This window comes from Gemelliphila asaccharolytica (genome assembly GCF_001553005.1).
Classification (GTDB): domain Bacteria; phylum Bacillota; class Bacilli; order Staphylococcales; family Gemellaceae; genus Gemelliphila; species Gemelliphila asaccharolytica.
In genome coordinates, this window is record NZ_KQ959854.1 from 84654 (window position 1) to 99118 (window position 14465).

The following is a 14465-nucleotide window of genomic DNA, read 5'->3' on the forward strand; positions in this document are numbered from 1 at the left end:
AATTTTATTTTTAAAAAAAATAAAGGCCGAAGCCTTTTTTTAGTTATTTTACTTTATCATAAGCCATATTCTGTTCTACCTTACTCAAACAGGTAACTAGCCCTCGTAATAGTAGTGTGATCATCTGTCTAGACAAAATGTCTCCTATTTTGTATTCATTTCTACAAAATAAATGCTTCTACCAAAATTTGAATTGCTCGCTCAAGGGGTTTACCGCGTTCCACTTTTTATATTTCTATAAAAACTACGTCACTGTGGCACTTTACAGATAATATCCCATATATTTCTACTTAGGGATATAATTCCGCCGTTACATATAAATGTACCAAAATTTATTTTTTAATTTTGCATGAACACTACAAACATCTCAGTTTGTGCGAGTATGGACTTTCCTCACCAAAGGCGCGATCACTCAAAAGTAATATGATTATTATAGCATATATTTTTTTATTTTAAAACTTTTATTTTTCCTTCTGCTATCTCTTCTAGTGCTTTTCCTACTTCTTTTACAGATTTATATTTCTCTAATTTTGTCGAAGTCGGATCTTTAAAAAGATCTCTTGCTCTCTTGCTTGCTAAAGAAACAAGCATATATTTTGAATCAATTACTTTTTTTAATGTATCTAATTTTGGATATAACATGATTTCTCCTCTTTATATTTCATCTTCTAATTCAAGTAGTGCTCTTCTGTATTTAAGTTCTACTCTTTCTCGTTTTAAATGCTCACTTTTTATAATGCATTTTATTCTCTCTACAGCAAATTCTACTTCATCATTTTCTACTACATAATCATATAAATACATCATTTTTATTTCTTTTCTTGCTTTTTTTATTCTCTCTTGTATTACTTCATCACTTTCAGTACCTCTTCCTTTAAGTCTACTTTCAAGATCAAGAATACTTGGAGGAGCTAAAAATATAAATAGTGCTTCAGGAAACTTATTTTTTACTTGTTCTGCCCCTTGCACCTCTATTTCAAGAAAAATATCTTTTCCCATATCTATAGTATCTCTCACATACTTCACAGGAGTTCCATAATAATTATTTACATATTTTGCATATTCTAAAAGTTCGCCCTGTTTTATTAAATTTTCAAATTCTTCTTTTGTTTTAAAAAAATAATCAACTCCATCAACTTCTCCGGCTCTTTTCTCCCTTGACGTCATTGATATAGAATATTCAAAATCTACGTTATCTTTAAATATTGCTTTTCTCACAGTTCCTTTTCCTACACCAGAAGGTCCTGAAAGAACTATTAATAACCCTTTCTCACTCATTTTTCATTCCTTTACCGAATATTATGCTCATTACACTATGTTACCATAAATCATAAAAAAATTAAATAACTATGTACAATATATACAATATTTTTTTAATATATGGTATAGTTAATTAATAAAAAAGAGAGGATAAAAACATGGCATTTGATGGTTTTTTTACAAAAAAAATAGTAAATGAATTAAATGATAAAGCAATAAATTCTAGAATAACAAAAATAAATAATATTTCTAATAATAAATTTATTCTTGTTATTAGAAAAAATTTTAATATGAAACTTCTTATATCTGTTGAACCTAACGCTTCAAGAGTTCATATAACTGAAAGTAACTATGAAAATCCCAAATCGCCTTCAAAATTTTGTACACTCTTAAGAAAATACATATCAGGAGCTATTATTTCAAAATTCTCCCAAATTAATAACGATAGAATCATTATTTTACACTTAACAAATAATGACGAATTAGGTTATAAAAAAAAATATAATATTATAGTAGAACTCATGGGAAAACACTCTAACATAATTTTAACTGATGAAAACTTTAAAATTATTGATGCAATAAAAAACAATTACAGTATAGAATACAAAAGAGCAACAATAAAAGATATTAATTATGAACTGCCACCTACCAGAAAAAAAATAAACCCTTTTGATTTTTCAAATTATAATAAAATAAAAGAAACATCTGAAAATAATTTTTTTATAAATAACTTTTATGGAGTTTCTAAACTATTATCAAATAATATAAATAATCTAAATGATTTTAAAAATTTTTGTTTAAATATAGATACCTATAATAAACCTATTTTTTTTATAGATAATGGTAAAAAAGACTTTTATTTTTATGACTTTAATAAAGAATATGATAAAAAAGTAACATTTAATAGTCTTTCTAACCTTCTAGATTTTTATTATTTAGATAATAATTTACTTAATGAAAATAAAAATACTGAAAAACATAAACTATTTTCTTTTGTTAAAAATAAAATAAAAAAACTAAAAAATAAAATTAATATCTTGGACAATGAAATAAAATCAGCAGAAAAAATAAAAGATTTAGAACTAAAAGGTAATCTATTATTAGCAAATAGCTATTTATATAAAAATAAGAAATTTAAAGAAATAATTTTAGATAATTTTTATAGTGAAAATGTTCAAAAAATAAAAATTTCACTTGATGAAAATCTTACTATGCAAGAAAATGCAACTAAATATTTTGAAAAAAACAAAAAAAATAAAAGAACTATTAAAAATTTAAAAATTCAACTAGCTAAAACCAACGAAGAAATTAACTTTTTTGAAAATCTTAGTATTCAGATAGAAAATGCTACTATTTCTGACCTAGCAGAAATAACTGAAGAATTAGTTAATCTAAAATATATTAAAAAGAAAATTAATAAAAAAAATAAAACTCCTAAATTTACTATAGTTAATTATAAAAATGTCAATATATATGTTGGAAAAAATAATGTTCAAAATGATACTATAACTAATAAACTAGCTAAAAAAAATTATTTATGGTTCCATGCTAAAAATATTCCGGGTAGCCATGTAGTTATTTTTTCTGATAAATGTAATAATGAAATTATAAATGTGGCTAGTATGCTAGCTGCATACTTTTCTAAAGCTAAAAACGATGATTTTACATATGTTGATTATACTTACATAAAAAACGTTAAAAAAATATCAAAAGCAACTCCCGGCATGGTTACTTATACTAATCAAAAAACTTTAAAAGTTGAAATTGATAAAAATTTTATAAATAAAATTATAATTAATTTAAATAAATAAAATCTACATAAAACATGAAGAAATTTTATTTATTTTTAAGACTCATCTATAAAATGATGCCTGTGATAGGGTTTTCATTTAAATTTTTTCAATTTTTTTTGTTTTTTCTCTTGATTTTTTGAAAATATCTGATATAATAACTTTATGAAGTAAATTATTACTTCATTTATTCTTTTATTGTAAGTATCCCTAGCTTATGATAAAGACTTTTCATATTTACTCCCTTATTTCTACTTTACATATTTTGTAAAGTAGGTTTTTTTTTAAAATAAGAGCTTAATTGAATTAAGCTCTTATTTTTTTTATTAATATTCCTCTTTTTGGAGATAGCAATAAACTTAATATAAATATAACTCCCATTATAAATGCTTGCATCCCAGAAATAGAAACATCTATATTTATTGCTAAAGTGTACCCTACTACACTTGCTAAACTGCCAATTAATATACTTAAAAACAACATAACATTCAATCTGTCAGTATATAACCTTGCTGTAAGTGCTGGTCCCACCATAAAAGCAATTACCATAACAACTCCTACTGATTGAAAAGTACATACACTGGTTAATGAAACTAAAGTCATTAATAAGTAGTTCATGGCCTTTGGTGAAAATCCTATTACTTGTGCATAATCATGATCAAATGTACTCAATTTTAATTCTTTATAAAATAAAAATATAATTAAAGAATTAATTAAAAGCATAATCAAAGTTATTATTAACGCTTTTGGCCCAAAATCATAGTTTAAAGTTTGAAATCTATCAAAAGGAACAAATGCTATTTCACCAAAAACAACGTGTTCTACGTCTAAATGAACATTTTTTGCAAATTTTGTTATTAAAATTACTGCTACACTAAAAAAAAGTGGAAAGACTATTCCTATTGCAGCATCTTTACTTACTAACTTTGTGTGGTGTAAAACTTCTGTGAACCAAACAGTAAATAATCCTACTATTACTGCACATATCATAAGAATAGGAGAATTTAAATCATTTGATATAAAAAATCCTATAGCTATACCTAATAATATTGTATGAGAAATAGCGTCTGTCATCATACTCATTCCTCGAAGAACTAAAAATGTTCCTGGAATAGAACAACAAGCACAAATCAATATACCTACTATTATTATTTCTAAACTTGTTCCTAACATTTTTTACTTCCTCCATTTAATTGCAATAAAATTTTATTTTTATTTTCTTTTTTATACAAATATGTTTTAAGAATTCCTCTTTTAGGAGAAAATATTAAACTAATAAGAACTATACAACTTAATATTACTATAATAACTGGCCCTGTTGGTAAATTTATACTACTTGAACTTATTAAAGTCCCTAAAAATCCTGATATCCCTCCTACAAAAGCTGCTATTATAACCATGATATTTAAATTGTTTGTCCATTGTCTTGCCGAAACAGCAGGAACTATTACTAAAGAACTCATTAATATTACTCCTACCATCTCTAGCCCTATTACGATACATATAACCATAAGTAATGATAATAATAAATTATATATTTTTGTTTTTTTCTTATACAAAATATTTGCATATGTATAGTCAAAAACCAATATTTTAAATTTATGCCAAAAAATAACTATTATTACTAAAACAATTAATAAAACTGCTATAATTATATAAATATCCTCTTTTAATATTGCTGCTGCTTGTCCAAAAATAAATTTATTCAATCCTGCTTTATTAGCACCAGGTAATTTTTGAATATAGGTCAATAATACTGTACCTAATCCGAAAAAAGAAGATAAAATTAATGCTAATAAATTATCAAATTTTATTGTTATTTTCTTGGAAATAAAATTGATAAAAATTGTAGCAATTATACCAGAACAAAATGCTCCTGATAATAACACCATCAATTCTTTTTTTCCTGTTAATATATACGCTAAACAAATACCAGGTAATGCGGCGTGCGAAACTGCATCCCCTATTAAACTTTCTTTTTTTAATACAGAAAAAACTCCTACAATTCCACAAACTATTCCTAATAAAGTTGAACCTATTGCAACAATTTGAAATGTGTAACTTGACAATAGATTAATCATTTATCTCAACTCCTTTTGCTTAAAATAGCTTTGTCTTTGTTTATATGTTTTTTTTATATTTTCTTCAGTAAATACTTCTTCTACTTTTCCACTTGCTATTATATTTTGATTAATTAAAACTACATTATCAAAATATTCAGAAATTGTTTGTAAATCATGATGAACAACTATTATTGTTTTTCCTTCCTTAGCCAAATCTTTCAAAATTTTTACTATGGTTCTTTCACTATGTGCATCTACACCTTGAAAAGGTTCATCAAGTAAATAAAGATTTGTTTGTTGTGCTAACGACCTAGCCAAAAATACTCTTTGTTTTTGCCCTCCTGATAAATCATTTATTTGTCTATTCATAAATTCTAACAAATCTACTTTTTCTAATGCTTTTTTAGCTATTTCCTTATCTTCTTTAGTAGGTCTTTTTAACCATCCCAATTTCCTATATCTACCCATTATCACCACATCAAGTACTGTTGCTGGGAAATCCCAATCTATACTTGACGATTGAGGAACATAGCTAAAGTCATTTCCATCAACATTATTTATTGTTATTTTTCCTGTTAATGGTTTTTTAAGTCCTAGTATAGTTTTAAATAATGTAGATTTCCCCGCTCCGTTCGGGCCAACTATGGATGTCAACTTTTCTTTTTCAATTTCTAAATTTATATCCCAAATTACTGGCTCAACATCATATGCAACAGATATATTTTCTATTTTCATTTTTACATTCATATTTATATTTTCCCTCCTTTTTTCTCTATAGTTATATTTTTTCACCTCGGTGAATATTACTTAATTTTACTATATCTTATTTTTATTGTAAATAATATTACTGTATATTATTATTATTTTAGTTAAATTTTAAACACTGTTTATTAAAAAGATTTTAAATTAAATTTATTTAAAATATTTCTATAATTTATCTATAATAAAAATTATAAAAAAAGACAGTTCTCACTGAACTGTCTTTTAATAACTAATTTGATTTTGTGATAAAATTCTTCTTTTTGTTTTTTCTATTTCGTATCTTAACGAAGCTCCAGATCCCCATTTTAACATGAAGTTTTTATAATTCATCTCTATAACAATATTTTGACCATCTTCCAATACAAGATTTATTTTTTTCTCTTTTTTATTTATTTTTGCTGTATGAGGATTGATTGAAATATAATTCATATTTAGCCAAAAACTACTATCATTGTCATGATTTGTTGTTCCAAACGGTAGCCAAATACTTCCATATTCATCATTAACTAATACTGGTATCTTTTTATCACATAATATAGTTTTTTTTATTTTTTTTGTACAAGTTACATAATCATTATTATTGTATATTTCACATATAGTGTTTATTATTTTAGATGGTTTTATTGCTACTAAAATTTTCCCATTTTCGTAGCAATAAAGTCTTGATATTAAATTAGCTTGACTGTCATAATAACAATCTATTGCCATTATTCTATACTTTTTTATCAAGGTTACTATATCAGAAGATTTATAATAATCCATATTTATCCCTCTTAATTTTTATTCTTGCTGCTTTTCTTTGTTTTCTTTTACTTTTTTATCATCATTTTCTTTTTTATCAGCATTTTCTTTTTCTTTTACTTTTTCTTGTCTTTGTTTTTCTTGTTGAACACGTTTAGCTTGCTCTGCTTGTTTTGCTAATTCTTTTTTCTCTTCAGAAGTCAATACTTTTAAACCACCTTTGTAGTTTGATATATCTTTAGGAACTGAAAAAGCTTTTTGAGAATGCTGTTTTATTATATTTAACATATTATTTCTAAATAATACTTGTGTTTTAGTTGTATCATTTATATTCATGAAATTTGTTGAATTTTCTATTTTATCAAAGCCTTGCCAAATAGATAATGTATACCCGCTTGTATATCCAACAACCCATGAATCTTTAGCAGAATTATTTATATCAAAACCATATTTATCTGCATCTTCTTGAGAAAATGTTGTTGTTCCAGTTTTAACTCCCATATCTGCTCCACCTATAGCTGCTTGTCTAGCAGTACCATTAACTACGTTTCTTAACATAGATGTCATTATATAAGCTGAGCTTTCTTTTAAAACTTGTTTTTTATCATTTTTTGAGAAACTTCTTATTTCTACTCCATCATTATCATAAACTTTTTTAATAGTTTTTGGAGTTTGATAATATCCTCCATTTGAAAATGGAACATAAGCACCAGCCATTTGAAGAGGACTGTATCCGTCACTACTTCCTCCTATAGCTGTTGTTATAGATTCATCTTTTACTTCCATTCCAACACTATGAGCATATTTTTGGACATTTTTAAATCCTACTGCTTGGAATGTTCTTATGGCTGGAATGTTAAATGACATTGTTAAAGCGTAATTCATAGTAACATTGCCATGATATGCTCTATCCCAGTTTTGAATTTCTGAACCTTCTATTTTTGTATCTTGAATTATCTGATTTGTTGACCATCCCAAATATTCAACAGCAGGAGCATAATCCAATATTGGTTTTATTGAAGAACCTGGTTGAAGTTTTGACTGTGTTGCATAATTAAACCCACCAAATTTGAAATTTTTACCTCCATATATTGCTGATATTCCGCTATTTTCATTATTTAAAACAACCATGGCTACATCAGTTTCTTTTTTTATTTGAGCTGTATTATTTGCTACAGAGTCATATATATTTTTTTGAATATTTGTATCTAAATTTGTGTAAACTTTTAGCCCTAGATTAAGAACATCACCTTCATAATCTTCAAATTCTTTACTTTTTCTTAATTCAGTTGCCACTTGACTCATATAAGCTGTTAAACTTTCATCAAATTCACTAGAAAGAATAAATCTATTTTTGCTATTTCTTGGAACTATTCCTTGCATTACGTCTGTTTGCTTAGCTTTTTTTTCATCGTCTTCTGTAATTTTTCCATGATAAGCCATAAGATGTAAAACTGTATCTCTTCTTTCTTTGGCTGCTTCCTTATGATCATAAGGATTATAAGCGTTTGGTTGTTGTGGTAATCCTGCTAATAACGCTATTTGAGAGAGAGAAAGCTGATTTAATTCTTTCCCATAATAGTAATTAGCTGCTGTTTTTAAACCATAAACTCCATCTGAATAGTATATTCTGTTAATATACATATTAAATATACTTTCTTTATCATAGTTTTGTTCAAGTTTATATGCTAAATATGCCTCTTGAACTTTCCTTTTCATACTTTTCTTATCTTCTAAAAATGTTCGTTTTATCAATTGTTGAGATATTGTAGAACCACCTTGAGTTCCAAATCCACTCGTTATATTAGAAATAGTTGCCCCTATTAAACGTTTATAATCTACAGCACCATGTTCAAAGAATCTATTATCTTCAGTAGCAAGTATTGCATCTTGCATAAGTTCAGGAACCTCGCTCATTTCTGCATTTTCACCTATTTTATTTCCCAATTTTGCTACTTCTTTTTCATTAATGTCATAAACTATTGTTTTATTATTATTATCTAAAACACTAGAATCAAATGCTGGAGCCTGAAATATCCAAAAAGAAAATAGTAAAAATATAACAATAATGCTTATACTAGAAGCATAAAGAAAATATTTGAAAAATACTGACTTTATTTTTGTTTTTTTCTTCAAAGGCCTGCTTATCCTTCTATAACTATCTTCTTTTTTATCTAATTTTTTTCGTAATAATTCCTCACTTATACTAGATCTCTTTGGTGCAGACCTTCTAATAGGAATTTCCTTATTTTCACTGCTGTTAGATTCTGCTTTTTTCCTTGAAGCATACCCACCTGGATCTATATTTTTATATCTTTCTCTTCTTGATAATTTTTTATTATCATCCATAAATAATACTCTTCCTTAAAATTTATATAAATATACAATTTTAATTTTATAGTAAAATAGTTAAAAAATCAATTTATTATTATTTTTATACATATTTAATATTAATATTGTTCTTACTTTTTTACTACTTTACATTTTTATAAATTACAAATATAATTAATTATATATTTTAAGTGAAGATATAATAATAATGATAAATACAATATTTTTTAAAAAATACAAGCAAGAAATAAAAAAAATAAAAAATTTACCTAATATGCCTGATTTTACAAGTTATCATATAGGAAGTACATCTATAGATAATTCTTTTGGAACATCTATTCTTGATATACTAATGATTGTAGAAAATTTACATGAAATTATACACTTTGATGAAAAAAGAATGAATTATTTAGGATATCATAGAATTTCACATGATAAAAAGGGTATTATAATATTTTGTAAAATAAATAATTTTATAAATATTTCCTATGATACTAAGATTTTCATAGTTCAAAAAGATTCTATTTTATATAATAACTTTATTTTTTTTGATAACTTATTAAGACAAAAAACATATGTTTTTACAAAATATCAAAATTTTAAAAAAAATAATTATAAACTAAAACATATAAATAACAAAAAATATACAAAACTACAAGAAATTTTTATAAAAAATATAATTACAGAGGATAAAATGATAGAAGAAATTAAAAAATTACTAAATGATAGTGAAATTAAATTTGATGAACCATTAAAAAATTATTCTTATACAAAAACTGGAGGAAAAGCAACAGTTTTAGTCAAAATCAAAAATATAGAAGACTTTAAGAAGCTATTATCTTTCACTTCAAAAAATAAAATAAATACTACAATTCTTGGTAAAGGATCTAACGTTTTAATATCAGATAATGGACTAGATGGAGTTACTATAATAACTGAAAATCTAAATAAAATAGAAATATTAGATAATGGTATAGTGAGCTGCGAAGCAGGAAACACTCTAAAAGAACTTACTAATGTATTAATTGAAAATAGCCTTTCTGGACTAGAATTTGCTTGTGGAATTCCCGGCAGTATAGGAGGGGCAGTTTTTATGAATGCTGGAGCTTATGGAGGAGAAATAAAAGATGTTGTCTATAAAGTAGAAACTCTCACTAAAAATGGAATAACTAAAACTTATAGTAATTTAGATATGAAATTCAATTATAGATATTCTGTTATCCAAGATAATGATGAAATAATTACAAAAGTTTATTTTAAATTAAAAAAAGGAAACAGAGAAAAAATAAAAAATGATGTAGAAGAATATAATAAAAGAAGAGAGGAAAAACAACCTCTTGAATACCCCTCATGTGGTTCTGTATTCAAAAGACCTGAAGGACATTTTGCAGGGAAACTTATCCAAGAAGCTGGATGCCAAGGACTGTCTATAGGAGGAGCAGAAGTTTCTAAAAAACATGCTGGTTTTATGATAAATAAAAATAATGCAACTTGCGAAGATTATAAAAATCTTATAAAACTTGTCCAAGAAAAAGTCTATAAAAATAGTGGTGTTAAACTAGAAAGAGAAGTTAAAATATTAGGAGAATAAAAGATAAAATTATAATAGAAATTTTATAAAAAGTTATTAAAAAATAATAACTTTAAAAAACGTGATTTTGCAACATTTTTTAAAGTTATCTAAAATTTTTTAATAGCTTTTTTTCTAATATTTTATCATTTATTCTTTATTATAGTATAAAGCTCAGATATTTTATTTTTCCAAGAATGTTTTTGTAGTAAACTTAATATTTCTTTGTCAAATTTTCTTTTAGTTTTTACTCTTGTTATCTGAAGCTCTATTTTTTTTACAAGTCTTTTTACAAATTCTGGTTTTTCTTCTTCAACGGCTTTATCTGTATCATAAATTTTTGGCAGTTTTACATATTCTATCACATTGCTACTATTTATTTCCTCACCTAAAAACTCAATTAACCCTTTTATTTCACTAGAAACAACAAAGACTCCGCTTCCTAATGCTTCTACTGCTATAAGTCCTAAACCTTCAAAATATGAAGGTAGAACAAAAATATCTTTTTTTCTCAAAATATTTGCTAATTCTTTCTGATTTAAAGTATTATAAATATTTATATTTTTTATATTTAAATTTAATTCTTTTATTTTAGCCCTATTTTCACAAGTTAAATTGCCTATAATATCTACTGATATGTTATCATATTTTTCTTGTAATATATTGCAAGATTTTATAAACTCATAAAACCCTTTAGATTCAGAAAATTTACCAGCATATATTAACTCGATTTTTTCTTTTTTCGGATAATTTTCTAGTGGATAAAATATTTTTTCATTATATCCAGCTCCAAAATCTATTATATTTTTTTTATCATATCCATATATTTCTTCTATTTCATTTATTACGTCATTACTCAATGCAAAAATTTTTTTTAATTGTTTCAAATTTGTTACATATTTTTCTTTTATATCCTTATTTTTCAAAGCTTGTCTAATATCAGTATTGTGACAAATACCATATATTTTTTTATCATAAAATATATCACATACCATAGAACTTAATATCCAAAGATGATGAGTTATCACAATATCAGGATTAAATTCCTTTTTTGCTTTTTTCAATATTTTATAAAAATTTTTTTGCCAAATTTCAAACATTTGTTCTGTCATTTCGCTGTATAAAGTATTTTTATAAGGCATTGTGTCACTCATTCCCACTATTGAAAAAGGGATATTTTTACTTTCAAACTCTACTTCATATAAATTTTTTTCTTCAAGAAAATTTACAGAATAATCTTTTGTAGTTGCATATATCGCCGCTTGATTCACCTCTTTATATTCTTTTAAACCATCTATAACACTTGTAAAATATACTCCGCTTCCTGTTTTCATAGGTAGCTGAGCTATTACGTGTAATATTTTCATATTTTCTCCTTATCTTTTCTTTTTTTTCGTCTTTTTTATAATTATAGTTAATATATTTTAAAAAATCTACTAAATTTTTGTTTGAAAATTTTATAATAAAAAAAAGATTTTTTTAAAAAAATCTTTTTTCTCTCATAGTTTATACCTAAACTATTTATATTCTAATCTCAACCACCACAACCACTTTCTTTTTCAGAAATTTTAGAAATAAAATCTTTTTTATTCATTGGCGTAAATAAATATTTTTTTGCATCCATTGGTTCTATTAAGTTTATTACATTTTTTCCTTCTTTTGATAGTATTTTCGCAGCTTCTAAAGAATCTTCTTCATTGTTACTATAAGTTATAATTGGCACTTCTATATGTTTGGTTTTTTCTACTACGTTATCTAATGTTGCTTTAATCTCATATTTTTTAAATTGTTCTGTTCCCAAATTTACAAAGACATGTTCTCCTGTCATAAGTATATATTTTAATTCTGGCATTAAAACATTTTTGAATTTAGCCTTACCATAATTATACTGTTTTACCCCATCTCCTATATGTAGTTTAGTAAAACCTCTCTCTTTTAAAATTTTTTCTGTGTTTCTTGAAGTTATGTCTACAACACAGTAAAGAATTATGTCTTTATTTTTATAATTGTCTAAAATTTTACTTCCTTCTTTTAATACTTTTATAGGGACGCAAATAGCATTTACAGCATGTTCTTTTTCATATTGTTTTCTCCATCTTGTGTCAACTACAAGAGCTTCTTTAAATGTCTTTTTTTCTACTTCACGTCCTGGTATTCTTCCACCTTTTCCTCTTTTTAATTTTAACCAGTAAACATATAAAAATATACAAATAATCACTACTATTATACATGTATATTTTAAATTTTGCATTTTTATTCTCCTTTTACTCTTTTCCTTCTAAAAATTTTTCTACAAATGTTCCTGCTTTTTCTCTTGTTGTTTCTATCACTAATTTATCATTTAAGTGTAAAATAGTATTACCTTTAGGTATTATATGTTTTCCATTTCTTTCTATCTCTGATATAAATACTTTTTCTCCCCACATAATATCTTTTATTTTTTTATTAATTAATTTTGAATCATTTTCTATTATAAGTTCAAACTCTATTTCATTTTCACCATCAAATTTAATTTTATTTTTTTTCAAAAGATTTAATAATAAATATTCATATACTGGTTTTGTTCCAAGAATATTCGCAGTATAATATGCTAATAAGCAGCATATTCCTAATGGTAAAAAATAAGATAATTTTTGAGTCATTTCAAATATTAAAATCATTGATGTTAAAGGACTTCTTACAACCGCAGTTAGATACCCTGCCATAGATATTATTATAAATACAGCTATATTTTCCTTATCTACAAAATTACTAAAAATTGCTCCTAAAATAGCTCCTTGCACTAAAATTGGTAAAAATATACCACCTGCAACTCCAGAAGCAAAAGACATCAATGAAAAGAATGTTTTTACAAAATATAATATTATTAAAAATATCAATCCATAACTTGTATATATTAATTTTTCTACAAGATTATGCCCACTTCCTAATACTATAGGAAAAAATAAAAACATAATCAGTGATAAAAACATAGCTATTTGAGGTCGTATAAGTACATTTAAACTTATTTTATTATATATTTTTATACAAATTTTCATCAAAACATTATAGAAAGTTCCAAAAAATCCTAAAATCACTCCCAAAATAGCCATATAAAAATAAACATATAACTTTATTTCACTTAAATTTGGAAAAGTAAAAATAGCATCAAGTCCAAAAACATATTGAGCTATTATATCTGATACAATAGCAGAACTAAAACAACTTATAACAAGTTTTTTGGATATATTTTTATGTACTTCTTCTAAAGAAAACATAACTCCTGCAAGTGGAGCGTTGAATGCAACTGATAATCCAGCGCTTGCTCCGGATGTTAGTAAGTATGTTTCTTTTATACTATCTCTTTTCAAAATTTTTGATATAATTTTTCCGCACATAGCTCCTAGCTGAATAGATGGCCCCTCTCTTCCTAAAGATAGCCCTCCTAAGCTTGCAAAAAAACCACCAAACATTTTTGATATAAGTACAGAAATAGGTTTTTGATTTAATCTACCTGTTACTTCTGCTGAAACTTGAGGTATTCCACTTCCTGATGAATGTGGTGATTTTTTTACCATATATCCTGACAAAAATCCTACTATAGATAAAAATATAATTAAATATATAATATTAAATTTATTAGTTGATATAATAACTAAAAATTTTTTTACTACATTTTCACTATAAGTTATCATTAATCTATATATAATTCCTACTACTGCTGCTAGTATTCCAACAAGTATTCCATCAAATAAAAATGATGATTCTTTTAAAATTTCTCTTTTTCTTTTATTTATCTCATTCATTTTATCACCTTTATTTATTTTACTAATTTATTATAAATTTTAAAAGTATTTTTATTTAAAATTTTATTTTTTAATATAAAAATTATTCATCTTTTAAATTTTAAATTAAAAATAATAAAAAAAGCATCTTAAAAATGAACTGACCCCCAAAAGTTAGACCTAA

12 protein-coding genes and 1 other RNA gene are annotated in these 14465 nt (G+C 24.9%); 2 read left to right on the plus strand and 11 right to left on the minus strand.

All coding sequences use genetic code 11. The annotated features are described in order from the left end of the window. Window positions 1–54: 54 nt before the first annotated feature. From rnpB to gmk, 3 genes are all read right to left on the minus strand, one after another. An RNA gene (gene rnpB / locus HMPREF1871_RS00450) (RNase P RNA component class B) lies at window positions 55–420 on the minus strand. A gap of 27 nt (window positions 421–447) precedes the next feature. Next, window positions 448–642: a DNA-directed RNA polymerase subunit omega gene (rpoZ, locus tag HMPREF1871_RS00455; protein WP_066128479.1), complete on the minus strand. Its 195-nt coding sequence runs from the start codon at window positions 640–642 to the stop codon at window positions 448–450. A 12-nt stretch (window positions 643–654) separates the two neighbouring features. Continuing rightward, the gene (gene gmk / locus HMPREF1871_RS00460; protein ID WP_066128482.1) at window positions 655–1278 is read right to left on the minus strand and encodes a guanylate kinase; all 624 of its coding nucleotides are present in this window, start codon (window positions 1276–1278) and stop codon (window positions 655–657) included. A gap of 140 nt (window positions 1279–1418) precedes the next feature. Between gmk and HMPREF1871_RS00465 the strand changes: the two genes are divergently transcribed. Next, a complete protein-coding gene (locus HMPREF1871_RS00465) occupies window positions 1419–3071 on the plus strand; it encodes an Rqc2 family fibronectin-binding protein (RefSeq protein ID WP_066128485.1) in 1653 nt (550 codons plus the stop codon). 285 nt (window positions 3072–3356) lie between these two features. Here HMPREF1871_RS00465 and HMPREF1871_RS00470 read toward each other — a convergent pair whose 3' ends face one another. The 5 genes from HMPREF1871_RS00470 to HMPREF1871_RS00490 form a co-directional block, all read right to left on the minus strand. Then, the gene (locus tag HMPREF1871_RS00470; protein ID WP_066128488.1) at window positions 3357–4223 is read right to left on the minus strand and encodes a metal ABC transporter permease; all 867 of its coding nucleotides are present in this window, start codon (window positions 4221–4223) and stop codon (window positions 3357–3359) included. Further along, on the minus strand, window positions 4217–5131 hold the full coding sequence (locus HMPREF1871_RS00475) for a metal ABC transporter permease (RefSeq protein WP_066128491.1): 915 nt from the start codon (window positions 5129–5131) through the stop codon (window positions 4217–4219). The genes HMPREF1871_RS00470 and HMPREF1871_RS00475 overlap by 7 nt, the downstream gene beginning before the upstream one ends. Continuing rightward, a complete protein-coding gene (locus tag HMPREF1871_RS00480) occupies window positions 5132–5860 on the minus strand; it encodes a metal ABC transporter ATP-binding protein (protein ID WP_066128495.1) in 729 nt (242 codons plus the stop codon). 237 nt (window positions 5861–6097) lie between these two features. After that, the gene (locus HMPREF1871_RS00485; RefSeq protein ID WP_066128496.1) at window positions 6098–6637 is read right to left on the minus strand and encodes a competence protein ComK; all 540 of its coding nucleotides are present in this window, start codon (window positions 6635–6637) and stop codon (window positions 6098–6100) included. Window positions 6638–6655: 18 nt separating this feature from the next. Then, entirely contained in the window at window positions 6656–8965 is a 2310-nt protein-coding gene (locus tag HMPREF1871_RS00490) for a transglycosylase domain-containing protein (RefSeq protein ID WP_066128499.1), read from the minus strand. A 190-nt stretch (window positions 8966–9155) separates the two neighbouring features. Between HMPREF1871_RS00490 and murB the strand changes: the two genes are divergently transcribed. Then, window positions 9156–10538, plus strand: coding sequence for a UDP-N-acetylmuramate dehydrogenase (gene murB / locus HMPREF1871_RS05995; protein ID WP_083505601.1), 1383 nt, complete (start codon window positions 9156–9158; stop codon window positions 10536–10538). Window positions 10539–10663: 125 nt separating this feature from the next. Here the strand turns inward: murB and HMPREF1871_RS00500 are convergent, their stop codons facing one another. The 3 genes from HMPREF1871_RS00500 to HMPREF1871_RS00510 all read right to left on the minus strand — a co-directional run bounded on the left by HMPREF1871_RS00500 (window position 10664) and on the right by HMPREF1871_RS00510 (window position 14302). Then, on the minus strand, window positions 10664–11884 hold the full coding sequence (locus HMPREF1871_RS00500; protein ID WP_066128502.1) for a glycosyltransferase family 4 protein: 1221 nt from the start codon (window positions 11882–11884) through the stop codon (window positions 10664–10666). Window positions 11885–12051: 167 nt separating this feature from the next. After that, on the minus strand, window positions 12052–12768 hold the full coding sequence (locus HMPREF1871_RS00505; protein ID WP_066128505.1) for a rhodanese-like domain-containing protein: 717 nt from the start codon (window positions 12766–12768) through the stop codon (window positions 12052–12054). Window positions 12769–12781: 13 nt separating this feature from the next. Next, window positions 12782–14302, minus strand: coding sequence for a ClC family H(+)/Cl(-) exchange transporter (locus tag HMPREF1871_RS00510; protein WP_066128509.1), 1521 nt, complete (start codon window positions 14300–14302; stop codon window positions 12782–12784). Between the last annotated feature and the right edge of the window lie 163 nt (window positions 14303–14465).

Coding starts and splice junctions, on each gene's coding strand:
- rpoZ (WP_066128479.1), bottom strand. CDS start 642: ATGTTATATCCAAAATTAGATACATTAAAAAAAGTAATTGATTCAAAA.
- gmk (WP_066128482.1), bottom strand. CDS start 1,278: ATGAGTGAGAAAGGGTTATTAATAGTTCTTTCAGGACCTTCTGGTGTA.
- HMPREF1871_RS00465 (WP_066128485.1), top strand. CDS start 1,419: ATGGCATTTGATGGTTTTTTTACAAAAAAAATAGTAAATGAATTAAAT.
- HMPREF1871_RS00470 (WP_066128488.1), bottom strand. CDS start 4,223: ATGTTAGGAACAAGTTTAGAAATAATAATAGTAGGTATATTGATTTGT.
- HMPREF1871_RS00475 (WP_066128491.1), bottom strand. CDS start 5,131: ATGATTAATCTATTGTCAAGTTACACATTTCAAATTGTTGCAATAGGT.
- HMPREF1871_RS00480 (WP_066128495.1), bottom strand. CDS start 5,860: ATGAATGTAAAAATGAAAATAGAAAATATATCTGTTGCATATGATGTT.
- HMPREF1871_RS00485 (WP_066128496.1), bottom strand. CDS start 6,637: ATGGATTATTATAAATCTTCTGATATAGTAACCTTGATAAAAAAGTAT.
- HMPREF1871_RS00490 (WP_066128499.1), bottom strand. CDS start 8,965: ATGGATGATAATAAAAAATTATCAAGAAGAGAAAGATATAAAAATATA.
- murB (WP_083505601.1), top strand. CDS start 9,156: ATGATAAATACAATATTTTTTAAAAAATACAAGCAAGAAATAAAAAAA.
- HMPREF1871_RS00500 (WP_066128502.1), bottom strand. CDS start 11,884: ATGAAAATATTACACGTAATAGCTCAGCTACCTATGAAAACAGGAAGC.
- HMPREF1871_RS00505 (WP_066128505.1), bottom strand. CDS start 12,768: ATGCAAAATTTAAAATATACATGTATAATAGTAGTGATTATTTGTATA.
- HMPREF1871_RS00510 (WP_066128509.1), bottom strand. CDS start 14,302: ATGAATGAGATAAATAAAAGAAAAAGAGAAATTTTAAAAGAATCATCA.